This window comes from Bacillus sp. M5A3_1b (genome assembly GCF_053345335.1).
The window spans coordinates 1-26,041 of record NZ_JBKEZY010000007.1; the positions used below are offsets into that span (position 1 = coordinate 1).

At 35.4% G+C, this 26,041-nt stretch carries 26 protein-coding genes, 2 pseudogenes and 1 riboswitch; of the genes and pseudogenes, 9 read left to right on the forward strand and 19 right to left on the reverse strand.

Annotated features, from left to right (window positions below; all coding sequences use genetic code 11):
- Nucleotides 1-4,134: SpaA isopeptide-forming pilin-related protein (locus ACLBWW_RS19520; protein ID WP_447614180.1), on the reverse strand; the 4,134-nt coding region annotated here is incomplete at its 3' end.
- A gap of 59 nt (nt 4,135-4,193) precedes the next feature.
- Nucleotides 4,194-4,286: riboswitch (cyclic di-GMP riboswitch) on the reverse strand.
- A 171-nt stretch (nt 4,287-4,457) separates the two neighbouring features.
- Complete coding sequence (locus ACLBWW_RS19525) at nt 4,458-4,994, reverse strand: TetR/AcrR family transcriptional regulator (protein ID WP_048545361.1); 537 nt, start codon at nt 4,992-4,994, stop codon at nt 4,458-4,460.
- Between the two features lie 332 nt (nt 4,995-5,326).
- Between ACLBWW_RS19525 and ACLBWW_RS19530 the strand changes: the two genes are divergently transcribed.
- Entirely contained in the window at nt 5,327-5,710 is a 384-nt protein-coding gene (locus ACLBWW_RS19530; protein WP_048545364.1) for a hypothetical protein, read from the forward strand.
- A 65-nt stretch (nt 5,711-5,775) separates the two neighbouring features.
- On the opposite strand, the gene ACLBWW_RS19535 is transcribed toward ACLBWW_RS19530, so the two are convergent.
- The 6 genes from ACLBWW_RS19535 to ACLBWW_RS19560 all read right to left on the reverse strand — a co-directional run bounded on the left by ACLBWW_RS19535 (nt 5,776) and on the right by ACLBWW_RS19560 (nt 9,813).
- Nucleotides 5,776-6,045, reverse strand: a complete 270-nt coding sequence (locus tag ACLBWW_RS19535) for a CPCC family cysteine-rich protein (protein WP_088110160.1) — start codon at nt 6,043-6,045, stop codon at nt 5,776-5,778.
- Between the two features lie 183 nt (nt 6,046-6,228).
- Nucleotides 6,229-6,882: a DUF975 family protein gene (locus ACLBWW_RS19540; protein ID WP_048545365.1), complete on the reverse strand. Its 654-nt coding sequence runs from the start codon at nt 6,880-6,882 to the stop codon at nt 6,229-6,231.
- Nucleotides 6,883-7,073: 191 nt separating this feature from the next.
- Nucleotides 7,074-8,513: a PH domain-containing protein gene (locus ACLBWW_RS19545; RefSeq protein ID WP_048545367.1), complete on the reverse strand. Its 1,440-nt coding sequence runs from the start codon at nt 8,511-8,513 to the stop codon at nt 7,074-7,076.
- Complete coding sequence (locus ACLBWW_RS19550) at nt 8,506-8,982, reverse strand: PH domain-containing protein (RefSeq protein WP_098048946.1); 477 nt, start codon at nt 8,980-8,982, stop codon at nt 8,506-8,508. The genes ACLBWW_RS19545 and ACLBWW_RS19550 overlap by 8 nt, the downstream gene beginning before the upstream one ends.
- 79 nt (nt 8,983-9,061) lie before the next feature.
- The gene (locus ACLBWW_RS19555; RefSeq protein ID WP_000783808.1) at nt 9,062-9,229 is read right to left on the reverse strand and encodes a hypothetical protein; all 168 of its coding nucleotides are present in this window, start codon (nt 9,227-9,229) and stop codon (nt 9,062-9,064) included.
- Between the two features lie 2 nt (nt 9,230-9,231).
- Complete coding sequence (locus tag ACLBWW_RS19560) at nt 9,232-9,813, reverse strand: TetR/AcrR family transcriptional regulator (protein ID WP_000164863.1); 582 nt, start codon at nt 9,811-9,813, stop codon at nt 9,232-9,234.
- Between the two features lie 156 nt (nt 9,814-9,969).
- Here ACLBWW_RS19560 and ACLBWW_RS19565 point away from each other — a divergent pair.
- A pseudogene (locus ACLBWW_RS19565) lies at nt 9,970-10,126 on the forward strand (sporulation protein YjcZ).
- Nucleotides 10,127-10,165: 39 nt separating this feature from the next.
- On the opposite strand, the gene ecsC reads toward ACLBWW_RS19565, so the two are convergent.
- Genes ecsC through ecsA form a run of 3 tightly spaced genes read right to left on the reverse strand, consistent with a single transcriptional unit; the run spans nt 10,166 to nt 12,834 of the window.
- Nucleotides 10,166-10,873, reverse strand: coding sequence for an ecs operon protein EcsC (ecsC, locus tag ACLBWW_RS19570; protein WP_048545373.1), 708 nt, complete (start codon nt 10,871-10,873; stop codon nt 10,166-10,168).
- 13 nt (nt 10,874-10,886) lie between these two features.
- Nucleotides 10,887-12,098 (reverse strand): ABC transporter permease EcsB, encoded by a 1,212-nt coding sequence (gene ecsB, locus ACLBWW_RS19575; RefSeq protein WP_048545374.1) that lies wholly within the window; start codon nt 12,096-12,098, stop codon nt 10,887-10,889.
- Nucleotides 12,091-12,834 carry an ABC transporter ATP-binding protein EcsA gene (gene ecsA, locus ACLBWW_RS19580; RefSeq protein WP_001292606.1) on the reverse strand — a complete coding sequence of 248 codons (744 nt, stop codon included), beginning with the start codon at nt 12,832-12,834 and terminating at the stop codon, nt 12,091-12,093. Before ecsA ends, ecsB begins: the two co-directional genes overlap by 8 nt.
- 560 nt (nt 12,835-13,394) lie before the next feature.
- On the opposite strand from ecsA, the gene ACLBWW_RS19585 reads away from it, so the two are divergent.
- From ACLBWW_RS19585 to ACLBWW_RS19595, 3 genes are all read left to right on the forward strand, one after another.
- Entirely contained in the window at nt 13,395-13,829 is a 435-nt protein-coding gene (locus ACLBWW_RS19585) for an HIT family protein (RefSeq protein WP_001016839.1), read from the forward strand.
- Nucleotides 13,830-14,014: 185 nt separating this feature from the next.
- On the forward strand, nt 14,015-14,377 hold the full coding sequence (locus tag ACLBWW_RS19590; RefSeq protein ID WP_000030297.1) for a YtxH domain-containing protein: 363 nt from the start codon (nt 14,015-14,017) through the stop codon (nt 14,375-14,377).
- A 298-nt stretch (nt 14,378-14,675) separates the two neighbouring features.
- The gene (locus tag ACLBWW_RS19595; RefSeq protein ID WP_000834920.1) at nt 14,676-15,233 is read left to right on the forward strand and encodes an HTH-type transcriptional regulator Hpr; all 558 of its coding nucleotides are present in this window, start codon (nt 14,676-14,678) and stop codon (nt 15,231-15,233) included.
- Nucleotides 15,234-15,238: 5 nt separating this feature from the next.
- Here ACLBWW_RS19595 and ACLBWW_RS19600 read toward each other — a convergent pair whose 3' ends face one another.
- Nucleotides 15,239-15,574 carry a DUF1878 family protein gene (locus tag ACLBWW_RS19600; protein ID WP_000383652.1) on the reverse strand — a complete coding sequence of 112 codons (336 nt, stop codon included), beginning with the start codon at nt 15,572-15,574 and terminating at the stop codon, nt 15,239-15,241.
- A gap of 117 nt (nt 15,575-15,691) precedes the next feature.
- Here ACLBWW_RS19600 and ACLBWW_RS19605 point away from each other — a divergent pair, with 117 nt between their 5' ends.
- Nucleotides 15,692-15,886, forward strand: a complete 195-nt coding sequence (locus ACLBWW_RS19605) for a hypothetical protein (protein ID WP_000172690.1) — start codon at nt 15,692-15,694, stop codon at nt 15,884-15,886.
- A 30-nt stretch (nt 15,887-15,916) separates the two neighbouring features.
- Here the strand turns inward: ACLBWW_RS19605 and ACLBWW_RS19610 are convergent, their stop codons facing one another.
- The gene (locus ACLBWW_RS19610) at nt 15,917-16,030 is read right to left on the reverse strand and encodes a hypothetical protein (RefSeq protein ID WP_002007073.1); all 114 of its coding nucleotides are present in this window, start codon (nt 16,028-16,030) and stop codon (nt 15,917-15,919) included.
- A gap of 280 nt (nt 16,031-16,310) precedes the next feature.
- Between ACLBWW_RS19610 and prsA the strand changes: the two genes are divergently transcribed.
- Both prsA and helD read left to right on the forward strand, forming a co-directional pair.
- Entirely contained in the window at nt 16,311-17,177 is an 867-nt protein-coding gene (gene prsA, locus ACLBWW_RS19615) for a peptidylprolyl isomerase PrsA (protein ID WP_048545376.1), read from the forward strand.
- 427 nt (nt 17,178-17,604) lie between these two features.
- Nucleotides 17,605-19,941, forward strand: coding sequence for an RNA polymerase recycling motor HelD (helD, locus tag ACLBWW_RS19620; RefSeq protein WP_447614182.1), 2,337 nt, complete (start codon nt 17,605-17,607; stop codon nt 19,939-19,941).
- A gap of 97 nt (nt 19,942-20,038) precedes the next feature.
- Here helD and ACLBWW_RS19625 read toward each other — a convergent pair.
- The 5 genes and pseudogenes from ACLBWW_RS19625 to ACLBWW_RS19645 all read right to left on the reverse strand — a co-directional run.
- Nucleotides 20,039-20,872 (reverse strand): annotated as a pseudogene (locus tag ACLBWW_RS19625) (Rpn family recombination-promoting nuclease/putative transposase); the annotation flags it as partial.
- A 29-nt stretch (nt 20,873-20,901) separates the two neighbouring features.
- Nucleotides 20,902-22,173, reverse strand: coding sequence for an FtsW/RodA/SpoVE family cell cycle protein (locus ACLBWW_RS19630; RefSeq protein ID WP_447614183.1), 1,272 nt, complete (start codon nt 22,171-22,173; stop codon nt 20,902-20,904).
- A 7-nt stretch (nt 22,174-22,180) separates the two neighbouring features.
- The gene (locus ACLBWW_RS19635) at nt 22,181-22,588 is read right to left on the reverse strand and encodes a PadR family transcriptional regulator (RefSeq protein ID WP_048545380.1); all 408 of its coding nucleotides are present in this window, start codon (nt 22,586-22,588) and stop codon (nt 22,181-22,183) included.
- Between the two features lie 4 nt (nt 22,589-22,592).
- Entirely contained in the window at nt 22,593-23,126 is a 534-nt protein-coding gene (locus ACLBWW_RS19640) for a sigma-70 family RNA polymerase sigma factor (protein ID WP_447614184.1), read from the reverse strand.
- A 280-nt stretch (nt 23,127-23,406) separates the two neighbouring features.
- Nucleotides 23,407-23,817, reverse strand: coding sequence for a DUF2283 domain-containing protein (locus tag ACLBWW_RS19645; RefSeq protein WP_048545384.1), 411 nt, complete (start codon nt 23,815-23,817; stop codon nt 23,407-23,409).
- 137 nt (nt 23,818-23,954) lie between these two features.
- Here ACLBWW_RS19645 and ACLBWW_RS19650 point away from each other — a divergent pair, with 137 nt between their 5' ends.
- The gene (locus ACLBWW_RS19650) at nt 23,955-24,119 is read left to right on the forward strand and encodes a hypothetical protein (protein WP_000561154.1); all 165 of its coding nucleotides are present in this window, start codon (nt 23,955-23,957) and stop codon (nt 24,117-24,119) included.
- Between the two features lie 199 nt (nt 24,120-24,318).
- Here the strand turns inward: ACLBWW_RS19650 and glpD are convergent, their stop codons facing one another.
- Entirely contained in the window at nt 24,319-26,001 is a 1,683-nt protein-coding gene (gene glpD / locus ACLBWW_RS19655; RefSeq protein ID WP_048545385.1) for an aerobic glycerol-3-phosphate dehydrogenase, read from the reverse strand.
- Nucleotides 26,002-26,041: the final 40 nt, after the last annotated feature.

Sequence of the window (26,041 nt, forward strand, 5' to 3'; positions counted from 1 at the left end):
TTTTTTATATCCTGGTAAGCTCTCTACCTCTACTAGCTTATATTTTCCTACTGATAAATCAGCAATTTTTGCTTTTCCTTCTTTATCTGTCGTTACTTTTGTTACTACTTTGCCGTTTTCATCTTGCACTTCAAATGTTACGCCTTCTAATAACGCGCCACTTTCTTTGTCCACTTTTGTAATTTCTGCTGAACCTTTATCTAACAGTTCGTTCTCTACTTTCAATGATAAAACTTTCGTCATACCTTTTTTGATTTCGAATGATACTGGCTCTGTTAATTGTTTGTAGCCTGGTAAGCTTTCTTTTTCTACTAATTTGTACTTTCCTACAGATAAGTCTGAGATTTTTGCTTTACCATTTTTATCTGTTTTTACTTCCGTTACTACTTTGCCGTTTTCATCTTGTACTTCGAAAACTACGCCTTCTAATGCTTTTTGACTATCTTTATCTACTTTTGTAACTTCTACATTACCCTTGTCTAACATTTCATTTTCGACTGTTAAAGCAAGAGATTTTGTCATGCCTTTTTCAATTTGGAAAACAATCGGATCTACTAATTGCTTATATCCTTTTGGTGCTTTTACTTCTACTAACTTGTATGTTCCAACTGATAAATTAGTAACTTGTACTTGTCCTTTTTTATCTGTCGTTATTTTAGCGACTACTTGTCCTGCTTCATCTTGAATCTCAAATACTGCATCAGCTAAAGCATCTTTATTTTCTTTGTCTACTTTTGTAATTTCTACATTTCCTGTATCCACTAATTCATTTTCGACTGTTAGCTTTAACGCTGTTACTCTACCCTTTTCAATTTCGAATAAAATTGGTTTTTCAAGTGGTTTGTATCCTGCTGGTGTTTCTACCTCCACCAACTCATACTTCCCAATAGATAAATTTGAAACGTTTGCTTTTCCTTCTTTATCCGTTGTTACTTTCGCAACTACTTTTCCTTTTGAATCACGTACTTCAAATACAACATTTTCTAATGGTGCTTTACTGTCTTTATCTATTTTTGTGATTTCTACATTCCCCGTATCTACCATTTCATTTTCTACTTTTAATGATAGAACTTCGGTCATGCCTTTTTTAATTTCAAATGATACTGGTTTTTCTAACTTTTTATAACCAGGTAAACTTTCTACCTCTACTAATTCATACTTTCCTACAGGTAAATCTGAAACACTTGCTTTTCCTTCTTTATCTGTCGTTACTTTTGTAACTTCATTACCCTTTTCATCTTGTACGATGAATGTTACTCCCGCTAACGGTGCTTTATTATCTTTATCTATCTTTGTTATCTCTATATTTCCCGTATCTACCATTTCATTTTCTATTTTTAATGATAAGACCTCGGTCATGCCTTTTGTAATTTCAAACGATACCGGCTCTATTAATTTCTTATAACCTGGTAAACTTTCTTTTTCTACTAATTTATACTTTCCTACTGATAAATCATCAATTGTTGCTTTTCCATCTTTATCTGTTGTTACCTCTTTGACTACTTTATCTTTTTCATCTCGTACTTCGAAGACTACGCCTTTTAATGCTTTCTGGCTGTCTTTATCTACTTTTGTGATTTCTACTGAACCTTTATCTAACTGTTCATTCTCTACTTTTAATGATAGGACTTTCGTCATACCTTTTGTAATTTCAAATGACACTGGCTCTGTTAGTTTTTTATAACCTAGTAAGCTTTTCGTCTCTACTAATTTGTATTTTCCTACTGAAAGATCTGAAACGGTTGCTTTTCCTTCTTTATCTGTTGTTACCTCTTTGACTACTTTATCTTTTTCATCTCGTACTTCGAAAACTACGCCTTTTAATGCTTTCTGGCTGTCTTTATCTACTTTTGTAATTTCTACTGAACCGTTTTCTAACTGTTCATTCTCTACTTTTAATGATAGGACTTTCGTCATACCTTTTGTAATTTCAAACGATACTGGCTCTGTTAGTTTCTTGTAACCTGGTAAGCTTTTCGTCTCTACTAATTTGTACTTTCCTACTGAAAGATCTGAAACGGTTGCCTTTCCTTCTTTATCCGTCGTTACTTTTCTTACTACTTCACCTTTCTCATTTTGGACTTCAAATTCGACATCCGCTAATGCTGAACCGTTTTCTTTGTCCACCTTTGTAATTTCTACATTACCTTTATCTGTCATTGCATTTTCTACTGTTATTGGGAATATGCCGTCCCCTGTTACATTTACTTCGAATTCTGTTTCTTTTAATTGGTATCCTTCAGGCGCTTTCGTTTCTTTTAAAATATATTTTCCTGGCGCTAACGGTTTAGAAATTGCCTTACCATCTTTATCTGTAATAATATGCTCAACTACTACACCGTCTTTTACTATATCAAACTCTGCATTTGCTAATGGTTTTTCACCATTTTCTGAATCAATTTTCTTTAATTCAATTTGACCCTTTTGCAAAGTATTTTTAATTTCAATTGCTTTTGTTTCTCCAGCTTGAAGTGTAACCTCTACTGGTTCTTTTAATTTTTGATATCCTTCTGGTGCTACTGTTTCATAAATTTTATACGTCCCAGGAGCTAAAGTTTGAGGTACTGAAAAGCCATTTTCGTCCGTTATCAGTTTTGCAACAACTTCATTTGCACTATTTCGAACTTCAAATTCGGCACCTTTTAACCCTTTGTTCGGATTCTCAGCATCTATTTTATGAATCGATACTGTACCTTCTTTTGGAGCTTCAGGCGGTGTAACAGTTACTTCTTTCGATGTTAATATTTTATCATCAAAATGTAATTCTGCCTTATTAGGAATCTTCTTATCTACGTAAGAAGATAAGTCTGCATTAGCTTTAATTTTCGCCTTAATACTAAGGTTAATTACCTGGTCTTCATATGACTTATAGTCAAAACTCTCACCGAACGTAAATGTTACTTCACTTTTTTGTTTATCTATCTTTAGTGTTCCTTTAGAAGTAATATCTTGGCCATTTTGATCATATACTTTTGCCTCTAATACTTCTAATACATCTTCTAAATCATCACTAATTACCATAGATCTGTATTTAGGAGGATCGTTTGGTATATGTGTACCAACTTGGTATTGAATAGGTTGATCCATTTGCGCTAACTGCTGATCCTCTACAAGCTTACCATTCTCATCGACTATATTTTTTTCAATACTAGGTGGATTATCGTCGCCTGAACCGGTTCCTCCCCCACCACTTACGAATACTTCTCCTACTTTTTCTTCAGTTTTAATATTTTTGCCTTCTAATTTCACTGTATTTTTATGAGGCTTTGCAGCAGGATTAGTAATCTTTGTTTTATATCTTAAAATATAACCTTTTGAACTGTCTGGAAATTCAATTGTAAATCCAGTCTTCGTTGCATTGATTTTAATTTTAGATAAATCTGCTGGCTTAATATTTGTTGGTGCATAACCATCTTCAAATACAGCCTCTTCTAATACTAAGCTATTTGTAATTAATTCATGCCCAGGTCCTAATGTGTCTGTTAATTTAAGATCTTGCATTTCTGTTCCAGTTGCATTTACATATACAAGCCAATCAGCAATGGATGGATCTTCTTGATTATAAGAACCCCATTTCAATAGATTATCTGTATTGGGATGTGGCTTCGGTCTCTCTGTCGTATTATTTACACTTACTTCTTTATTAACGATTTGACCATCAACGTTAAATTCTAATGGAATTTCTTTGACACCATCATATGCTTCTAGCCCAAAGTAGAATTCTACGAATAAAGAACCTTTAACGTTATTCTTTCCTTCTACGTAATCACCCATAGTACACGTCAATAGACCTTTTTTCATCTCACATGTACCAACTGTTTTTCCTTCAGCATCTTTTAAAGGAAAACTCATATTCATAAGATCTTTTCTAAATTCTTTTGGCATATCAATTGTGAATTGATCTCCACTTTTTATTTTTTCTTTAGCTGACCACTTCACTTCTACTTTCATGCCATCTGAGGCTTGATATGGTTCAGACGTTGTACCATCAGTACGGGATATATTAATCTCGTCCACTGGATTTTTTATCACAGCGGCTTGAATAACTGGAGCCCACACATTTAGCACTGAAAATAATACTAGAAAAACTAATGAAACCATCGAAATATGCCTCTTAGTACTTTTCATTTGCATAATTCCCTCCTATTTTTTATATTTATATAATAAAAAAAGACCGTCCGGTTGCATCAAAAATGTGCAACCAGACGATCTTAGTAACCAATATGTATTACCGTAGACTCTAAGCTTTGCGGCCTATCCTTTCGAATAGTGTGCTAAAAATATTTTTTATTCTTTTTTTGTTTCATTTTCCTCTTAAACCAAATATTACTATACCGTCTGGACGGTTATAATTCAATACTCTATAAAATTGTTCTATTTTTCTAATAAAAAAAACAATTCACCAGTGCATTAAATAAGCAATGGTGAATTGTTTTACATTATATAGTTCGTATATTCTATTTATATGAATTACAAATAAGAGCTTGAATTACTTTTTCTCTTAATTCGGGGCTTAGTCTTCCAACCCCTAAATATTCCGAATACCATAATCCATCTGCCGCTAATCTAATAATTGTGGCACAAACTGAATCTATCTCATCATTTTCTATTTTATTTTGCAGTTGCTGAAATGATTGTTGTAACGGTTCAAGTAATTCAGGTTTTAGCATTAATGCTGCCATCATACTACTCCCCAGCTCTTCTACTCTTCTCTCATTACTTAATCTTTCCTCTACAAAAGAACGTACCCACCTTCCTTTCTTCTCTAAGTCCTCCGCTACTTTACTGTGAATGGCTTCTTGATACTCCTCCGTCCCTTTGAGTATCATCCCCTCTATTAAAGCTTCTTTAGTTGAATAGTGATACAACAATCCACCTTTACTTATCCCCGCCTCTTTTGCTACCGCTTCTAAAGTTAACTTAGCAACCCCTTTACATCGCACAATTTGAGAAGCGGCTGCTAAAATTTTCTGCCTTGTTATACTTATACTCATTCCTTTTTAAAACCCCCATTTCTACTAAATTTATATAAATACGTATCTTATTTTTAATATCGCTGAGTAATAATAAATATTTTCTTTATACCACAAAGGCTTCATTACCTTTGAATTGTTCGTTACTTCTTCTATTAAAAATTTCCATATCATTCAATATGATAACATCAAATACTCACAATTGACTATACATCTATACAATTATATTCGTTGAAAATATATCCATAAACACAAAATGCATACAAATTGATCATCCTTATATATTCAATCTATAATTTAAAGAGGTTTATATGTTCATAAAAATAAAGTGAAATTTTATAAGGATGATTCCATTGAAAAAATTTTCTATTAGTTATTTAATATGCTTACTGGTTTTTTCTGTCATTGTGAACGTTTTACAGTATACACTAGTTCCAAATTATGCTGACTCCTGGGGACCGATTTGGGTATCTATTATTATGTTTTCAATTCTTGGAAGCATTCCTGTTCTTATCGGTTGTTTATTAGGTGAATTTTGTTATAGAAAAATAAAAGGAAGTCACGAATTAAAAATTGGAATCCCTTTATTTATATTGTTAGGTATTTCTTACAATCATTTACTCTTTATGTGGTTTAACAAAAGAGATTTTCTATCCTTTTATTTAGAAGCTTTTCTGGATACTGTCCTTCCTATTACTGTGTCATCCGTACTGTTTTATCTTGTCAGACGGCGTTAATTCTTTCATCATTACATAAAAAAATGTTATTACTCCTGATAAATTGAGTAATAACATTTTATTTACTAAATTTGCTTCCAACTAGCATCCTTCACATCTTCACTAGTCGGTTTTCTAACTGATCTAACAAAACATTCCTCACAAGCACCAAACGCAATGAAGTTTTTCTGTGCTTGTCTTAACGAGACTTCATTCGCCCCGCCTTCAAAGTCAGGACCGTTAAACTGAACCTCATCATTTTTTCCTATCCTATCATATAAATCAAGTGCCGTTACTGAAATAAAGAAACTTAATATAGAAAATGAATACGGAATTAAAAACTTGCTCGCTCTCATTCACCTCGCTTTTTTGTTTCACATATATTATTCATTATTTTTACATGAAAAAATAGCCCTCTAGCCTAAAACATAGAGGGCAGAATTTTTATATAAAAACCTATACCTTATCCTGAAGTGCTCCCCATAAACAGAACATCTAAACTATCTGTGCCCTATATTCTTTAGGGGGATAGGTGGTTATTAGAAAGTAGTGTCTTCTTTTTTATAATATTCTTTTGAAATCTCTTCATAAAATGCAGCTGATGTCGTGTAGAAATAAGGTACTAACCATAAGAAACCGATTCCTACAGTAAGAATACTTAAAATGAACCAACCTAAGAAACTTAAGCATAGTAAAAAGTAATCCATTTTATGCCCATTCATCATACGACGACTTTCAGTAATCGCTTGATTCGCTGTATATTCTGGATGATCATTCAAAATAAAATATGTCATAGAATAAGAAAATGATTTAATAATACCTGGAATAATAAGAAGTAATGTCCATAGAGTCAAGTATACATACATTAGTAAATATGTTAAAAACGACTTCATCAACTTACTTCCATCGCTAAACCATCTAAATATATGACCAATGCGAGCATCAGTTCCACGAATTGCATTTAAAACAAGATAATAGGCACCTATTGTTAATGGACCAATAACAAGCATTACAATAATACTTACTGTAAGTGAATCACTTGCTTCTTCCCAACCCCAAAATATCGAGAAAATACCTGTGGTTAGCATTTCAACAGCTCCAATAAGGATTCCGACTAATAAGGTTGCCCCTACCGCTAATCCCCATTTTCCTTTTAATGCATCAAGTGCTTCTCTTTTTAACTGACTTATCATATATAGCCTCCTAATACTTTTTCTATATTAGTATACCATTTATATTAAAAATTCCACAGATTTCCTTGAAATAGAAGTATACTACTTTTTCGATATATGTGTGCTGTAGCTGTAATAATATATATGGAGGAAGCCCCTCATTTTCCTATAACAAAAAAGCCTGCCTTTCATAATAGGCAAGCTTTTTCAAGTTAATTCTCACTCATTCTCTTCTTATACCAATCCTGCATTCTCTCCGCATCTTCTACTCTCGTATGCTCTAATTTATAATCCGATGATGCGTTAGAGAACTTATACGTACATAAATCCGCACGGCGCTGGAAATAGGATTGTGTCTTTTCCATTGATTGGACGTGCCTTCTTCTAACAAGCCCTGTATATTTGCCGACACTACGATATACAAGCGTAATTTGCTCTCCGTTTACACTGTAACCATTTGTTTTAAATGTTGCGTATCCAAGTATAAAGATGAGGATCGCGAGCGGAATGAATGCCCACATGATGTAATACTTTTCAAAGTATATACTTATTCCAGTAAGCGGGATTGCTAGCATAGCGAAAAAGATGAAACTATCAATGAGATAGCGGCGCAATGCTGCTTTTGGTAATGAAATAATGTTTGTATTCAGTTCATATGGTAGTTGTAAATGTGCAAGTAACTGTTGTACGCGATCTTTTCGAATGATAGGATGCAGTGTAACTTTTTCTTTCTCGTCACCCAGTCCTTTACTTTGAATCACTTCTACTTGCACAGCACAATAACCGAATGGCTGACGTAAAATACTTTCTTTTATCGTAATACCTTGAATGCGATGTAACTTTAGGACGAGTTCTTTTTTCTCAAGTAATCCTTGCGAAATGCGGACTTCATCATTTCTTCGATTCACTGTGAAATCTCCATGTTTTAGCGCATAACCGATTGTAGATATAATCCATGAAAGGACAATCAAAATAGCTATCATGAAAATCCAGCCATATATATCATGTTCCATTACATACGACTTGACGCCATTCTCTATCCATTTCGGAATGTACTCATCTACTTGGTGATACACGAAAAAGATTAATGAGAATAACAATCCAAACTGACCAGATGTAACAGACGCTAGCAAAATTTCTTTCCAAGTTAATTTATATTCAGTCGCTTGCTTTTCCTCTGTTACGATTTCTTTCTCGACTACTTCTTCTGATGTTTCTTCTACTTTCACTTCTGGAGTTGGATCATTTAGCATTGTAATAAGCTCTGTTGCTTCTTCTACTGTAATACCAGCTAAGCTTACTTCTGCATCGTCGCCTCCGCCAGCTGTTTCGATTTGAATTTTCTTTAAGCCAAGCATTTGATACAACACGTTAGAACTTGTATTAATCGTTTGAACACGTTCTTTATTTAAATAGCTCTCCTTCTTCACAAAGAGCCCTTGCTTCACATGTAATACGTTATTTTCGACCCAATATGTTGTGTAATACCATTTTTCAAATGCTGAAAAAACGGTGAGTAAGCCGAATGCAGCGGGAATTAAATACCAAAACGGGAATTTTCCATTTAAGCTAAACATGAAAATAATGAGTGGTATAAAGTCTGTTATTTTTAATTCTAATAACATCGTGATTGGATGCTGTCTCTTATACATCCTCATCACTCACTTTCGCTAATTCTGCGATTTTCGTTTTCAACATTTCTGCTTCATACATCGTTAAGCCTGGGATACTGTGAGAAGTTGCAGCTGTTGAAATGTGTAATTCTGCTAAGCCATATTTCCTCATAATCGGCCCTTGTTCAATCGTCACGTGCTGTACACGAATCATCGGTACTAATACGCGCTTTACGACGAAAAGACCGTGCTGAATTTCAAGCTCTTCTTCATTTAATTGATAACTGTAATAACGTTGACGTAGTTTCGGGAATAAAAAGTAAGAAAATGGTACGAACACAACTGTCAGCCCAATCATTACATACAAAATCCACGCCCACCAATCAAACTTTATCATGAGGAAAAGGTAAGCTAAAATGACGAGAATACCGATTCCTTCTTCAATTACAGCACGAACTTTCCACACCTTGACCATGTCAGGGTGAATTTCATTTTTCAATGGATCCATGTAACCACTCCAAATCTAGTAATCTAATATACGAATACTCTCAATCTATATTTTACATAACTTTACATAAAATTGAAATTTAATCTTCTTTCTTCTCAGGAATAAAATATCCGAACCAAAGTAGCCAAATGAAGCCAATTAACTTCATCCAACTTCCATCTGCTTGAAAAGCTTCAATCATACCTGGTATTTTATAAATCCCAATAAATCCAAGAAAACCGAGCCACCAGTTCTTTTGCATTTTCATTTTTATTCCTCCTTCATTACGTTTTTCACATTTTGAATCCAAATTTCTTTATACTTTAACTGGAATCCCATCAGCATGTAATTACTCATATTATCGATTACGAGCGCTAACGTATGAGCATTTTCTTCCGTTGCATGTTGTGACACAACGTCAAGTTCTACACCTTTCTTCAATAAATCGTGGAAACCATTTAAGAAATCTTCTTGTATTTCAAATAAGCGTTTCTGATACTTTTCATTTCGCGCCGCAGTTACGATGAATTCATTTATAACACGTAATATTCCTTCTTGCCCTTCATACTCAGAGAGCATATGTAAACCATCGGCAATTAATTTTTCTGCAAAGTTTTCTTTCGTATATTGTTCTTTATTGAAATAACTTACGAAATGATACCCAGAAAAAATTTCTTCAAATAAAAAATCAACTAACGCTTCTTTAGAAGAAAAATGATAATAAATAGCCGGTTTTGAAATACCTACCTCTTTCGCGATCATGGAAAGGCTCATTTTCTCAATGCCGTGCTCTGCCATGAGTTTAAATGATGCCTCTACAATGTTTTGCGATGTTTGTAAATTCTTTGTCATACTGTACCTCACTTATTTTTACTTACCGGTCGGTAAGTAAATTATAAAATGAAACGAAATGATTTGCAAGTTAGTTAGCGCTCCATGAGGAATTTATTGGTAAATACAGAAAAGAATAAAGTAAAAGCAACATATAACAATAAGGAGGATATTCCTATGGGACTTGGCGGTAAAGGCGGTAGTGGTGGCACTGGTGGCACTGGTGGCGGTGAAGCTGGACAAGACGGTAAGAGCGTTAATAGTGGGTATACTCATTGTGCTCTTTATCGTATTGATTGTAGTCGGAGTTGGCTATAACGGCATTAACTTCTAAAAAAAGCATCCTACATTACACATGTAGGATGCTTTCTTTCTAATTTCTATTAAGTATTCGCATACGATAACAATTCATCGTCACTTCTCCGAGCCTTTGCAGTAATTGATAGTTCGCATATGCGCCGACCGGGGCACCGATTATCGGTACGAGCTGAAGCATTTTTGCTAAATCGATATAGTCTCGGTACTCTGTTTGGAACTTTTCCCAGTCCATATGATTTTCTTCTTCTGTATCCCACGTTTCGATTGCTTTCCATATTTCTTTTCGGTGATCGTCACTTGAAAAAGCAAGTTGGAAAACGTGAAGGATAAAAAGGCGCTCTTCTTTATCGCTCGTATCAAATCCGTACAACGTTGCTGCATCGAATAAAAATTTAATTTTAATGCCGAGTAAGAGCGGAAAGTCAGCAAGGCCAAGGAGAATACCGCCAGCTCCTGTTCCAGCCCCTTCTGCCGCTGCTATTTTTTTGTACTCATCCATTTTTTTACGTACTTCGTCGTCTCTTCTTTGCAATGACCAGTTCGTCTCTTTTAATTTCGGCTTTATAAAGTTTGATCCAGCACTAATCGTTTGCACCATCATCCGAATCGTTTCCGTTAATACTTTTTGCACTTTCGCCGGAATAAGCTGTTGCACTTTCGTCTGCAATTTCTTAGAGAAGCGTGTCATCATAGAAGAATCTTTCATGAATGTAGCTTTCCACTGCTCCAATTCTTTTATAACCTTCTCTTCGTATGTAATCATAGGTTCATTCCCTTCAATTTAAACGCTCAATACGTTTCGCCCCGTATTGATAAACAAAACCGATACTAAATACTATGCTTACAACTAGTAAAATTCCCGTCATCATGAAATCTTTCGTCGCAAGGGCAAATATAACTGTAAATACAACGCTGCCAGTAAGAAGAATTGCATTTAATAAAGTAAGAAAATCTTTCTTCTTCTCTTCTCCCCCGACCGGATACAAATCAAGCCAAATCTTCATGCGGTGATGTTTCCATAAAGTTAATAGCTGATAACCGATTAAGTATAGGAAAATAAGGCTTACGATAAATCGTCCATATAAAAACGGAATAAAGTAAAGAATAACCCCTCCAAGAGCGAGCAAACGCATATATAAACCGAAATAGTTACCAGATCGTAAAAACGTTCTCGTATATAAGTATAAATATGTACGCTTCTCACCAATCATTGAAAGAATGAAATCAAGCCATTTTCTACGTGCTACTCTTTCTTTTAATGCTGGTACGTCAACGAACATGTTCGCGATGCGGTATAGCAGCATCATCTTCTTACCTTCTTCAGAAATTAAGTACTCCCAGTTTAGCGGCTTTCCCTTCACCATTTGATGCAGTACTACAAGGTATAACACCATGAGAAGGACGATTCCGCCAACAAAAATAACGGAAGTACGCTCTACAAGGAAGTACACAAATAAACCGTTTAAAATAAAACGAATGAACCAATCAGCTCTTTGTATATTTTGATCTGTTAAAAATGATTTTTCCCATGCTACGAATAAGTTCCACGCTTTTACAATGACAAACGCGAGTACAATCCATATGTAAGCCGCTCCTGTTTGCTTCATTTGCTGGAAGTATAACGGGGCAAGCGCTGCCGCTACGATTGCGATTATGTATAACTGAATCATAAACGTAAAGAGAAATGCCTTTGTGAAGTACGGTTTTAACTTTTCTTCAACTGGCAGCAAGTAAACGAGATCTGCTTCTTTTAATAACGTTTGAATAGATCCGGCCGTTAATACGAGTCCGAGCAACACTGCCATAACGAGCGCCGCCGGAAACGAAGGTGTTAACGTTTGTAACCATTGCTGGTAATAATACGCTCCTGCGCCGATGATAAATACGAAAATAAATTTCAAATGATCATTAAATACGTATTTACTATATGTACGAACTTCTTTTAGAAAGTGACGAAATCGTTCTTTCCATAATGCTGTGCTATTCATAATCTTCTTCCTTCGTTAATGCAATATAAATATCATCTAACGTTGCACCTGGCATATTAAAATCGGATTGCAGTTCAGATAATGTTCCCTTCGCTCTTACTTCGCCTTGATGCAAAATAATAAACGAATCACAATAACGCTCTGCCGTCGCTAAAATATGTGTACTCATTAAGATTCCTGCACCGCTCTTTTTCATTTGATCCATCATTTGAAGGAGTGATTGAATCGCTAACGGATCAAGCCCAACGAAAGGTTCGTCCACAATGTAAAGAGATGGTTCCACTAAAAAGGCACTCATAATCATTACTTTTTGTTTCATCCCTTTTGAGAAATGAGATGGAAACCATTTTAAACGATTTTTCATGCGAAATTCTTGTAATAGTTGTCCTACACGTTCTTCATATTGTTGTTCATCGACACCGTACGCCATCGCTGTTAATTTCAAATGTTCTTCTAGCGTTAGCTCGTCATATAATACTGGTGTTTCTGGGATGAACGAAAAACTAGAACGGTACGCTGTCATATCATCACGAATTGTTTTCCCGTTAATTGTGACAGTTCCTTTTTTCGGTTCCATTAAACCGATAATATGTTTAATTGTCGTACTCTTCCCGGCTCCATTTAAACCGATTAAGCCGACAAGTTCGCCTTTATTCACAGAGAACGAAACATCTTTTAGTACAGGTCGTTTCGTATATCCTCCTGTAACATTTTCTACACGCAATAACTCGCTCATACGACACCACTTTCTTCATTAGTATTCATTCTATATTCATCTTACCAAAAATAGCGCTGTACTACATAGTATCGATGCCCTCAAAAAAAAATTAAAATTTGTTCGCATATATTTTTACGAAAGCGGACATCATAATTAGTGAAGAAGGAACACATTGAAAAAGCAACCACCTATTGATGAGTACAACAACATAGTGAAGTCATCATGAAATGGGGTGTCCATGTTGGACAAAGAAATTTACACATAACCAGATCATTTGTTTCATTTTAGAAACGGGGTGTCTCCGAAAGAGCATATACTGTTTTAAAAAATAAACAACTTCTCTTTATAAAGATTGCAATTCATTTCACTTGAAAATGGGGTGTCTACGGCAGAAACTTTAGCCGATTTACCGTGCATTTCTTAAATAAATGAGGTGTCTGCGAAACGTAAATTACGATAATGCTTTTTCAATCCCTCTTCAGAAAACAGGAAGCTGAGTCAGCTTCCTGTTTTTCGTGTTTGTTCTCTTATATAATTATGGTAAAATACGGCTAAGGCTACTTGAAAGGATGAGATCAATGAACCATACAGCGGACAATTGTATTTTTTGTAAAATTATTGACGGGCAAATCCCTTGCTCAAAAGTATACGAAGATGAACATGTGCTTGCATTTTTAGATATTAGTCAAGTAACAAAAGGACATACTCTTGTTATTCCAAAAGTTCACAAACAAGACATTTTTGCGTTAACGCCAGAAATCGCATCACACATTTTTTCTGTCGTTCCGAAAATCGCAAATGCGATTAAAGCAGAGTTTAATCCAGTTGGCTTTAACCTACTTAACAATAACGGTGAAAAAGCTGGACAAACTGTGTTCCACTTCCACCTTCATTTAATTCCACGCTACGGTGAAAACGATGGTTTCGGTGCTGTTTGGAAATCACATCAAAATGAATACACAATGGAAAATTTACAGAACATCGCAAGTACAATTGCAAATAGTGTGGAATAGTGACACTATAATAAGAAGTAATACATAACAAGCCACTTTCCTAAAGTGATTACATATTGCACGGCTTGTTTCTTCACTCAAGATGCCAGGGACTGTGCACTGCACACTTTTCTTTCCCTTGTCTTAAAGATATGCATATTTTTTCACATCATGAATACGAACAAAAAATAAGGAGGTTTCCTTTTATGTCAAAAGCTAAATCCTTTATTACAGGTGTCATTTGCGGCGGAGCAGTTGCTGGATTAGCCGTTCTTTTCTCTACTCCTTCTTCTGGTAAAGCTATGCGCGGTAAGCTGAAAGAAAAAGGAACTGATATTAAAAAGACTTTAGCTGATATTACAGCTGATACAAAATTATTAAAACGTCAAATCGTTGAAACTGCTTCGGAAGGTAAAGAAGTGTTTCAAGAATTAAAAGAAGATATGCAAGACACGCTTTCTAACTGGAAGCAAGATATTTCTCAAAACAAACGACATATTGAGCAAGAAATTTTGGACATTCAAAAATCAATTGAGAAACTACAAGAAGCTGTTCCGGAAAAAGCGTAAACAAATTCCTGCTTAGTTTTTTGCATATAACAAATATTTTTTATATAAATTGACCTTAACACGGCATATCACATAGATATGCCGTGTTTTTATGCATTTACAATATATGTTATCACTTAACATGTAAGGACAACACATGTATTCACGACTCATAAAACGCTTCCATAGTTATGCATGATTTGTATAGAATGTCATTTTTCCGAAAAATTTTCACAATTCTCACAAAAAGACTTTATTAATTTTTACTTTACTGGCATAATAGATAGTAATGAAAAAGAATGTTAAAGTGGGTGAGTAAATGAAAAGTGGAGAAAAAGATTACTCGGTAAAAGAAGCGATGATTTTCAGCCAACGCATTGCTCAATTATCGAAAGCGTTATGGAAATGTGTAGAGAAAGATTGGCAACAGTGGATTAAGCCTTACGATTTAAACATTAATGAGCATCATATTTTGTCAATCGCTTATCATTTAAAAGGGGCTTCTATTTCTGAGATTGCTAAGTTTGGAGTTATGCACGTATCAACGGCATTTAACTTCTCGAAAAAGCTGGAAGAACGCGGCTATCTTGTATTCTCGAAAAAAGAAGATGATAAACGAAATACGTACATTGAGATTACAGACAAAGGGGAAGAATTACTACTTCGCTTAATGGAGGAGTATGATCCTGAAAATAACTCTGTATTTAATGGGGCTCTTGCACTTCGTAATTTCTATGGTAAGTTCCCAGAAAATATCGAACTTATCGCTATCTTGCGCAACATTTACGGACAAGACTTCATCGATATTTTTGAGAAATCATTAGAGAATATTGAGGAGAATTTTACGGAATCCGATCAGAAGTTAGTTAAGAAGTAATCTATTTATTGTTTCGCAATCATGCTTAAGAATTCATTCATAAGCGGCTTAAATAAACCTTGTTTTGCTAGCGCTTCCGCAGTTTCGTGTACTTCGAGCTGATGTGGAAGCGCTTTTTCAAATTGATCTAACAGCGCATCGAACAAAAGAAGCCCTTCTGCTTTCTCCACTACATATTGCTCGTTCAATATTTCACAAAGATTTAGTATACGTTCAATATCTTTTTTACGAGCTTTTTTCTTTATGATCAAAGAATAAAATGGACACTTTTCTTCATCAATCATTTTAAATAGTAGGTCTACGTAGTATTCAGCTTGTTCTAATCTTCTAACAACGTCCATTTTCTCCCTCTCTTTCTAACACAAAGTCTTCTATTTCTGAATTTTATAACACGAACAAAATATCGTATGATACAATATATAAAGTATATGTATTTTACCAAAAGGAGGTCTCGCCTCATGACACTTATAACAGTTGTTTTTGTCGCATTCGCACTTCTTGTTATATTTTACACGAATTTCATGACACATACACTGTGTGAACGAAAACAAATAGCTGCGAGCCGCCAACCCGGTGTCTTTCGGGTTATTAATGTATGTATAACAATTTTATTAATTTCTAGTTATATAGAAATTATATTTCATGGAAAGTGAGGAAGGAAGCCCCTTCCTCACTTTTTTCCTCTATAAGCAAATTATACCTACTATAACCAATAAAATAAACAGTACAAGTAATAAAATAAGTTGAGAATTCATCCCCATCCCCTCCTCTTTTCTGTATATGCGGCATGCGCCCAATATGGAACACCTTCAAAATCTGACACGTACTGGTTAAATTTTCTTTATCAATATGAAATCGAGTCGAAATATGATATATTAAATTTTGTACATATTGCTTATACTATGAAATAAATGACACGCATCTTAACTTTATCCTCAAGCCTCGGTAAGCCCTGTTAAGCGCGCTTTACCAATATACAAAGCAAAAGTATCAGTGAGACTTAATCGGGCTCTTATGAACTAAAATTCATTGGTGTAGGATAAATTAAAAATACATAATAGTAGGAGTGTTTATCGAATGAAGAAAGCTATGCTTGCCTTAGCCGCAACAAGTGTAATCGCATTATCAGCATGTGGAACAGGATCATCATCAGACAAAATCGTTACATCTAAAGCTGGTGACATTACAAAAGAAGAATTCTACAATCAAATGAAGACACAAGCTGGTAAACAAGTACTAAACAACATGGTTATGGAAAAAGTACTTATTAAAAACTACAAAGTTGAAGACAAAGAAGTAGACAAAAAGTTCGATGAAATGAAAAAACAATACGGTGATCAATTCGATACACTATTAAAACAACAAGGTATTAAAGAAGAAACTTTAAAAACTGGTGTGCGTGCTCAATTAGCGCAAGAAAAAGCTATCGAGAAAACAATCACTGATAAAGAACTAAAAGATAACTACAAGCCTGAAATTAAAGCAAGCCACATTCTTGTAAAAGATGAAGCGACTGCTAAAAAGGTTAAAGAAGAACTTGGACAAGGTAAATCTTTCGAAGAGTTAGCAAAACAATACTCTGAAGATACTGGTTCAAAAGAAAAAGGTGGCGACTTAGGGTTCTTCGGACCTGGTAAAATGGTTAAAGAATTCGAAGATGCTGCTTATAAACTGAAAAAAGATGAAGTAAGCGAGCCTGTGAAATCACAATTCGGTTACCACATCATTAAAGTAACAGACATTAAAGAACCAGAAAAATCTTTCGAACAATCTAAAGCTGACATCAAAAAAGAAATCGTTCAGAAGAAAGCACAAGACGGCGAATTCATGAACGATCTTATGATGAAAGAAATCAAAAAAGCTGACGTAAAAGTTGACGATAAAGATTTAAAAGATCTTTTCGAAGAGAAAAAAGCTGACGCTAAAAAAGACGAAAAGAAATAATGAATTGAAAAAAGCTTGGGCTTAGGCCCGAGCTTTTTTGTTTGCCCTCTTCTCGCGATACATTGCGTCTAGATTCGGTACATGAAATTATGTAGTTGATTTTCGTGAATCTAAATTATATCAGCGATTTTTCAATTATATCGACCGCAACTCTAATTATATCGGCGATTTTCAAAATATATCGACTTACCGACAAAAACTGACAATGATCGCGATCCCCTCTTCAAGAAACACAAAAAAACCTCGATTCCACCGCGCGGAACCAAGGTTTATCTTATTATCATTGATTAAATGAAAAAACTATGTTAAATTAGTACAGAAACACATTTCTAAAAATATATATAACGTATTTATCCGTATCTTAATTGTACACCAAAACACATCTTCAGTCAACCTCTATTTTTCACTTTTAAAGGAGTGCTTACGTATGAACAAAAAACTTGATTTAGAGCAAAAACGATTGGATACCGTAATAGAAACGATTACGGAGCAAATTGATAAACTGGAAAACGAAACTGGCAGACGCCGGGCAGAAGTAATCAATATTCGTAAACACTTTTGGGATGACGTGAAAGTGAATACTGATACTTTCGATGATTACCTTGAAACAGTTATCAACTTAAGACAACAAGCTCAGTCACTAGCTGTCACACAAATTACCCATAAGCACACCTTTAATCGACTTGCCGCATTAAGACGTATGCATAAAGCACCTTATTTCGGACGAATTGATTTCAAAGAAGAAGGAGAATCTGCTGCGGATCAAATTTATATCGGCGTCGCTACACTTACTGATGCAAGTGGCGAAAACTTTCTTATATATGACTGGCGCGCACCTATTTCGAGTGTGTACTACGATTATCCACCAGGACCTGCTGAATACAGTACACCAGGCGGCGTAATCCACGGTAATGTGGAGAAAAAATTACAATACATTATTCAAAATGGCGAGATTGATTCTATGTTCGATACGAGTCTTACAATTGGTGATGAAATCTTGCAACAGGCGCTCGGAAAAGGTACGAATAAACATATGCAGAGCATCGTTGCTACGATTCAGCGCGAGCAAAATGAAATTATTCGTCACGATGAAGGCCGACTCCTTATCGTGCAAGGAGCTGCTGGTAGTGGTAAAACGTCAGCTGCCCTGCAACGAATAGCCTACTTACTATATAAATATCGCGAATGGCTAAAAGCGGATCAAATTATTCTCTTCTCCCCTAACTCTATGTTCAATAGCTACGTTTCTAACGTACTACCTGAACTTGGTGAAGAAAATATGCAGCAAGTTACATTCCAAGAATATTTAAACCATAGACTCAGTAAGGCATTCGACGTTGAAGACCCTTATGAACAATTAGAATATATGTTAACTGAAACGAATAGCCCTACCTATAAAACGAGAAATGCTAGCATTCGCTTTAAAGCATCTACTCAATTTTTCGAAATGATTAGAGCGTACAGACAATCTCTTGAATCTTCAGGTATGCTATTTAGAGGAATGAAATTTAGAGGAAAGTTAATTGTTTCTGCTAAAGAAATTACAGAACAATTTTATAATACTGACTCCTCCCTCCGCTTCCATAATCGAATTGAAAAGTTAACGGATTGGCTAAATAAACAAATAGATGCAATTGAAAAAACAGAACTGAAAAAGCCTTGGGTAGAAGAAGAAATTGAATTACTTAGTAAAGATGAATACCAAAAGGCTTATAAATATTTACAGAAAAAAGGCGAGTTTGACGACAACTCCTTTCATGATTTTGAGAAAGAAACGAAAGTACTTGGACGTATGATTGTCCGTAAAAAATTGAAGCCGCTTCGTAAAGGTGTTCAAACATTGCGCTTCATCAACTTCACAGGCATATATAAACAACTCTTCACAGATGCATCATGGGTTGCTGGGGAAAAACCGAAAGAGTGGGATGATATTTGCTCCTTAACAGTAAACATGCTTGATGAAGGAAAGCTATATTACGAGGATGCGACTCCATTTTTACTGTTAAAAGAATTAATAGAAGGCTTCCAAACGAATAGATCGATTAAACATGTACTCGTAGACGAAGCACAAGATTATTCACCGTTTCAATTTGAGTTTTTAAAACGTCTCTTCCCTGCTGCAAGAATGACCGTACTCGGAGACTTTAACCAGGCGATATTTGCCCATGCGAGTGAAGCAGTGAATTTCAATACACTTACTAGCTTATACGGACCAGATGAAACGAACGGCATCAACTTAACTCGTAGCTATCGCTCAACAAAACCAATTATTGAATTTACACGTGCTCTCGTACCGGAAGGAAAGAACATTCACGCCTTTGAACGTGACGGCGAGAAACCTACAGTGACGAAAGTATCAAATGACAGCGAACTGCACGAGCATATTACTGCCAAAGTTACTGCACTACAAAAAGAGCAGCATAATACGATCGCAATTATATGTAAATCTGCCGTTGAAAGCGCCGCTGCCTACGAAGCACTTCGTCATATCGAAAATATTAAACTTGTGAAAAGTAACTCAGCCGAGTATGAGCAAGGCATTGTCGTGATTCCTGCTTACTTAGCAAAAGGTATCGAATTTGATGCTGTTATTATTTACAACGCTTCTAAAGATGTATACAGCGACGAGAGCGTTCGTAGATTGTTCTACACTGCTTGCACGCGTGCAATGCATGAATTGCAACTTTATAGCGTTGGCGAGGTTAGTCCTTTTATACTTGGGGCTGATGCGGAGAGTTTTGAGCTTGTAATGAAAACACCTTGATAATTGAAGTGAGCCCCGAAAACGGGACACATATTAAAACACCTCCCGAATTCGCATATTAAGTATGCAAATTTAATGGAGGTGTTCTTTTTATCATTTAGACTTGTAAAATGCTTCGTATTTCTTCTAAACGTAAATTTGTAAACTTTGCAATATCTTCGATTGTCATTCCATTTTTATGCATTCCACGAATTAATTGAATCTTACCTTCTTCAATCCCCTCTTTCTTTCCTTCATTACGAGCATGAGCGAACTTTGCAGCTTCATCCATCAAAGCTTTCTCTCTTGCCTCATATGCTTGTCGGAAAGAAGAATCTTGACTCATACGCTCCCATTTATTCATCGCTTTTTGTAAAATCGGATCTTGGTTCATCGCAATGTCCTCCAATGTTTGGGTTAGTTGTTCATCCTCGTTTGCCGGAAGTAATAATAACCAACGAACAAACAAATCTTCCCAAGGATTTACTTGTTCATTCCGCCACTGTTGCATAAGTTTCGAAATCTCTACAATGTGAACTTCGATATCACTACTCAACATTTTATGTTGTTGTCGATTCCATAAAACTCCTGTTGTGTGGAATGCCTCGTATTCAGGAAACATAACGAAATTTAACAAATTGATTGTAATTGTTTTATGAAGAGAGCTGTATGGCATTCCCTTTTGAAGTTGAGATGTGTATAGCCTTCCCCAATAATATAAACTGCGTTTAATCATATCATGATTATTATTGAGTTGTATTTCTACATTGACTTTTGTTCCTGTGTCTAATGTAGCTGAAATATCTAAGATAGATAACTTATCTTCTTCATGTTCCCTGTGTAAATGTGGATCTGCAAATTGTAACGAAACAATGGGTGATTCTAAAGAATCCTGTAACATCGCATTTAAAAAAGCAATTAAAATATCTTCATTTCCACTTGTGCCAAATAATGAATTTCATATACAACTTATAATAAGTATCAAGGTGTTTTTCTCATTCTAAACGACATATCTTTACGTCGATATACACTCAGCACAATCCCCATTATAAGCGCATGAAATACAGTCGGCGTTAATCCGTAGCTAATAAAAGGTAAGGATATAGCAGCATGCGGCAATAATCCTAGTATCATTCCAACATTATAAATGAACTGGAATACAAAAAGAGTCACTCCACCAACAAGTAGCAATTTACCATACCGATCATTTATTTTATAAGATATGACTACTAATCTTGCTGCAAAAAGAGAAAGAACGAAGACAAGAATGAGCGCAAGCCAATACCCATAATAGTAAGTCAAACTTGCAAACACAAAATCAGTATCCGCAGCAGGGATGAACTTTGTATCTCCAGCTGTACCAAACCAACCTGCTGACGACATTACCTCTTTTAAACGTATATACATAAACCCTGCGCCATGTGCATCACTCTCTGGATTTATATACCCTAAAAATCTCTCCAAGTAATATCTTTTTGCTGAGACCATGGAAAAGGATACCTTAATAATAAATAAACAAATGGGTACAACCGTAATAATCAATGCCTTTTTCTTTCCTAACTTACTCCACCAAAGCATAACGAATACCATCGTGATATAAATAAAAATTGTTGAAATATCTGATCCAAATAAAAATAAATACAAAGAAAATAAATATAAAGCCACAAAGTATCTAACTTTCAACCTACTATTATTGAAAAAAGAAGCCCAAGCTAGAAAAAAGAACGGCAATACCATTAAACGACCAATTGCAACGGGACCAATTTTTATTAACGGTTCTCCATTCACGTAAGCACTCGGAAAACAATTTAATATTAACAAAATAAATGCACCAATTGTATAAAATAGCCATCCTAATCTTTCTAATTTCCGATAATCAGTCAGCATCATAACTACAACTGTTGCAATACCGAGAATAACAGATATCACTTTATTCATTAGTAAATCATTCATATATCCAAAAGCTATAACCGGTAAAAACCCTAACCCCATAGCAGCCACTAATAAAATAAGTAAGAACCAATCCACCTTTGGCTTATGCAGTTTATTAAGCTCCTGCCCTAGTTTAATTGGACTTCCCATTTGTTCCACAGCTTTATTTTCAGCAACTTCCTCACTTAAACCTTTTTCTGTCCATGTGTTCTTCGCCTGTTTTAAGTGAAACTCTAGTTCAGTTGCTACAAAGCTCTTTGCTTCTTTTGATTTAATATGATTCGTAACTTCGCTTACAAAACGCTCCCCTTTTTTATTCAATTTCGCCTCACTCCTGTACTAAGCCTTTTAATATAAATTGTACCTTCGTAGCATTTTTCTCCGCCTTTCGCAGCATCTTTCTTCCTTTATCATTTAATTGATAATATTTCGCTCCTTCATGATCCCAACTTGATTGAATAAAACAATTCTGTTCTAGACGATGTAATACGGTATATAAAAAACCTTCATTTCCTTCGAATTTTCGAATCCCTCTCCCTCTTAGCAGCTGTGACAATTCGTATCCTGTTTTTTCATTACTGAGGAGTTGTAAAATAGCTAAAGAGATATCCTCTTCCTTTTCGTTTGAAGCATTGATTTTTTCGCGCACCTGCTTTCGATGTTGATCGGAAAAACTCAAATGTTTAAACGTTGTATTCTCCATTGATTTTCGCAGGCCTTTTAATCGATCCTCCATTTGATTACTCCTCCAATCCTTTCTTCAAAAGCTCCTTCGCTTTTTTCAGTCTCGTTTTTATCGTGTTTTCTTTCACGTCTATTACAATAACAATCTCTTTAATTGATAATTCTTCATAATAAAATAGATAAATAACTTCTCGATATTTTATCGGTAAATTCATTACTGCAGAAGCGAGCTCACGGTCCTCCGCATTTTGAATGACAATTTGTTCGACACTATCATTTTGAACCCCAATATAAGCAGATTCATCCTCTGCCACGATCACCTTTTTGTTATACCAACTCTTTATATAGTCCTTACATTGATTAATCGCAATTCTCCATAACCACGTTTTCACATTCGACTTCCCTTTGTATGTATGAAGAGATTTATAACATTTCACAAATATATCTTGCGTTACATCCTCAGCAACCTCTTTATTATTCACATATGAATACACAAGTTGTAAGACTTCTTGTCCATACTTGTTCATGATTTCATCGATAAGGAGTTCCTTATCTTCTATTTCAAACGCTTCTACCGTTAATTCATCCACATCATTTCCTCCTTCCCATATATTAGACGACGCACTGTATGGAAAATTTTTATAAATTCATAAAAAAATACGGATGGCAATAATATTTTTATAAAACACTTTCCAGCTACTTACATATAATAAACCGAATAGTCATTATAATACATTTACTTAAAGAGCGCCTCTCTCCCAAGGCGCTCTTTAAGTTTGTGATAAGGGTTTTGTGTTAGTTTTCTATCGTCAAAATTCCCCTCATCGCTAAATGAAAAAGAGAACCCATTTCATTGAGTCCTCTTCCCTCCTAACACTCACTTAAAGAATCTAATATTTCATGGCCATACAAAGATGGCTTAATAATATCAAAACCAATAAATTCTTCATACTTCTTATCTGCAAAATAAAATACAACGTTTTGAAATAACACTTTTTGCAAATGAGTATCTTGAGAAAGTCTAAATGAGTATATGTATTTATTATCATTTGAAGTTTTCTTCTTATATATTTTACTCCTATTTGTTAATTCTTTTAATTTATCAGCACTCTCCCCAAAAAACTCAATCCCCACTATACGATCAAATTGATCTATATCTACATTCAGTTTTGGATTTTCTTCCAACTCTTCAGTCGATTCAATCTCAATTTCTGAAGTGAATGGAATTACATACAGATATGCCATCTGAATTTCAGAATCATAAGTAATTAATTTTTTCATGCTGCACCTCATATCCGTATTCATTTGTCTTGTTCCCTATTTTAAAACATAATACAATTGAAATGTAACTTAATAAGCTATAACTAGTAGGTGTGATAATCATCTCTTCCATTTTGAAAAAGGGGGGAGGTGATAAAATGATCGCGATGTTTGTAATTAAATTAGTGTATGGTATCCTAACCGGAGCTGGCGTTGTCATCGGTAGAAGATACGTCGGTCCGTGGCTAATTTCTGTATACAAAAAAGCGAGAACCACCCTGCTTCGTGGAAAAGGTAAGGGCGGTTCTCGGCTAAAACGTTAATGTAATTGTCTTATAACCGCATCTACTACCACCACAATAGTAAGTTAGGTTACACAAGGCAGAAGTTTCTCAGGCTTCTGTCTTCTTTATTTTATGCAAAATTCATACTATATACTCTACCATCATTGTAACACATTCTAATTATTTTTAGTCAAGACAAAAAACCACCTAAAGGTTCCCCTTCAGGCGGTTTTCTATTTTACGCTAATGCAGCTGCTTGTTCTTGTTGATCTACAGGAATGACAGCGTCTGTTAATGCTTTTTCTAATTCAGCTGTGTATTTCATTTGCTCTTCTTTGCTCCAGCCTAGTTTCGCAGCCATGTAGTTGATTACTGCTTCTTTCCACTCGTATACCCAGTGGATGTTGAAGAACACAGCGCCTCTGCGGCGTACGAAGAAGTCAACTGGTTTTGCTGTCATTTCGTAATCCATTGCGTATACAAGTGGGATTAGAACGTCTAGCGGCATGTTGTATTCTTTCGCTTCGTCTTTATGTTTTTTCGCTAAGTTGAACAGTACGTCAACGTTAGAACCATAGAATTTCGCGAATTCTTCTGCTTGTGCTTTCGTTAAACCAGATTTCGTACCTTCGTCTGCTTTTTTCGCAACGAATGCTGGGAATCCGTGTGAACCACTTACATGTCCACCAGAGATTGGCATATGTTTCGTGTCGCTCTTCGGATATGCACTATGACCCTCTTTTTGTAGTAAGTTCGTTACGTAGTCTACTACCATTTCAGCCATTTTACGGTATCCTGTTAATTTACCACCAGCGATTGTAATTAAACCAGATTCAGAAGTCCAAATTTCATCTTTACGAGAAATTTCAGATGCATTCTTACCTTCTTCATAAATTAATGGACGTACACCAGCCCAGCTTGACTCCACATCTTTTTCTGTAATTTTCACACTTGGGAACATGTAGTTAATCGCATTAATGATATATGTGCGATCTTCTGTTGTCATGTGCGGTACAGCTGCGTCTTTATCATAGAACGTATCTGTTGTACCTACGTATGTTTTTCCGCCGCGAGGAATCGCGAACACCATACGTTTATCTGGTGTATCGAAGTAAATAGCTTGCCCTAATGGGAAACGTTTTTGGTCAATTACTAAATGCACACCTTTTGATAACTGAAGTACTTTCCCTTTTTTCGAGTTATCTTTTTCACGAAGTGTATCTACCCAAGGGCCAGCTGCGTTTACAATTTTCTTACCGTACACTTCATATACTTCGCCATCTAGTAAATCGATTACACGTACACCGCATACTTTTCCATCTTTATATAAGAAACTGTCTACTTTTGCGTAGTTAACAGCTTTCGCACCGTGTTCAATCGCTTCTTTCATTACTTCAATTGTAAGACGCGCATCGTCTGTACGATATTCTACGTAGTAACCGCCGCCTTTTAGTCCTTCTTTTTTTACAAGAGGCTCTTTGTTTAATGTTTCTTCACGGTTAAACATTTTTCTGCGCTCGCTTCGTTTTACGCCTGCTAAGAAGTCATATACACGAAGACCAATTGATGTACTGAATGATCCGAACGTACCGCCTGTATGGAACGGAAGTAACATCCACTCTGGTGTTGTTACATGGGGACCGTTCTCATATACGATCGCACGCTCTTTCCCCACCTCTGCTACCATTTTCACTTCAAGTTGTTTTAAATAACGTAGACCACCGTGTACAAGCTTCGTTGAACGACTTGATGTACCTGCTGCAAAGTCTTGCATTTCAAACACAATTGTTGATAACCCACGTGTTGCCCCATCTAATGCAATACCAGAACCAGTAATACCTCCACCAATTACGATCACATCTAACTCTTGTTTATTTACTCCGTTTAATACGTCTTTACGTTGTTTACTTGAAAATTTCATGGTAATTCCTCCCTTTGATAACGAAAAAAGAGACCACGAA

Bases quoted from the DNA above. Each gene is read 5' to 3' on its own strand.
- ACLBWW_RS19525 (WP_048545361.1), bottom strand. From the start codon at position 4,994: ATGAGTATAAGTATAACAAGGCAGAAAATTTTAGCAGCCGCTTCTCAA.
- ACLBWW_RS19535 (WP_088110160.1), bottom strand. From the start codon at position 6,045: ATGAGAGCGAGCAAGTTTTTAATTCCGTATTCATTTTCTATATTAAGT.
- ACLBWW_RS19540 (WP_048545365.1), bottom strand. From the start codon at position 6,882: ATGATAAGTCAGTTAAAAAGAGAAGCACTTGATGCATTAAAAGGAAAA.
- ACLBWW_RS19545 (WP_048545367.1), bottom strand. From the start codon at position 8,513: ATGTATAAGAGACAGCATCCAATCACGATGTTATTAGAATTAAAAATA.
- ACLBWW_RS19550 (WP_098048946.1), bottom strand. From the start codon at position 8,982: ATGGATCCATTGAAAAATGAAATTCACCCTGACATGGTCAAGGTGTGG.
- ACLBWW_RS19555 (WP_000783808.1), bottom strand. From the start codon at position 9,229: ATGAAAATGCAAAAGAACTGGTGGCTCGGTTTTCTTGGATTTATTGGG.
- ACLBWW_RS19560 (WP_000164863.1), bottom strand. From the start codon at position 9,813: ATGACAAAGAATTTACAAACATCGCAAAACATTGTAGAGGCATCATTT.
- ecsC (WP_048545373.1), bottom strand. From the start codon at position 10,873: ATGATTACATACGAAGAGAAGGTTATAAAAGAATTGGAGCAGTGGAAA.
- ecsB (WP_048545374.1), bottom strand. From the start codon at position 12,098: ATGAATAGCACAGCATTATGGAAAGAACGATTTCGTCACTTTCTAAAA.
- ecsA (WP_001292606.1), bottom strand. From the start codon at position 12,834: ATGAGCGAGTTATTGCGTGTAGAAAATGTTACAGGAGGATATACGAAA.
- ACLBWW_RS19585 (WP_001016839.1), top strand. From the start codon at position 13,395: ATGAACCATACAGCGGACAATTGTATTTTTTGTAAAATTATTGACGGG.
- ACLBWW_RS19590 (WP_000030297.1), top strand. From the start codon at position 14,015: ATGTCAAAAGCTAAATCCTTTATTACAGGTGTCATTTGCGGCGGAGCA.
- ACLBWW_RS19595 (WP_000834920.1), top strand. From the start codon at position 14,676: ATGAAAAGTGGAGAAAAAGATTACTCGGTAAAAGAAGCGATGATTTTC.
- ACLBWW_RS19600 (WP_000383652.1), bottom strand. From the start codon at position 15,574: ATGGACGTTGTTAGAAGATTAGAACAAGCTGAATACTACGTAGACCTA.
- ACLBWW_RS19605 (WP_000172690.1), top strand. From the start codon at position 15,692: ATGACACTTATAACAGTTGTTTTTGTCGCATTCGCACTTCTTGTTATA.
- prsA (WP_048545376.1), top strand. From the start codon at position 16,311: ATGAAGAAAGCTATGCTTGCCTTAGCCGCAACAAGTGTAATCGCATTA.
- helD (WP_447614182.1), top strand. From the start codon at position 17,605: ATGAACAAAAAACTTGATTTAGAGCAAAAACGATTGGATACCGTAATA.
- ACLBWW_RS19635 (WP_048545380.1), bottom strand. From the start codon at position 22,588: ATGGAGGATCGATTAAAAGGCCTGCGAAAATCAATGGAGAATACAACG.
- ACLBWW_RS19645 (WP_048545384.1), bottom strand. From the start codon at position 23,817: ATGAAAAAATTAATTACTTATGATTCTGAAATTCAGATGGCATATCTG.
- ACLBWW_RS19650 (WP_000561154.1), top strand. From the start codon at position 23,955: ATGATCGCGATGTTTGTAATTAAATTAGTGTATGGTATCCTAACCGGA.
- glpD (WP_048545385.1), bottom strand. From the start codon at position 26,001: ATGAAATTTTCAAGTAAACAACGTAAAGACGTATTAAACGGAGTAAAT.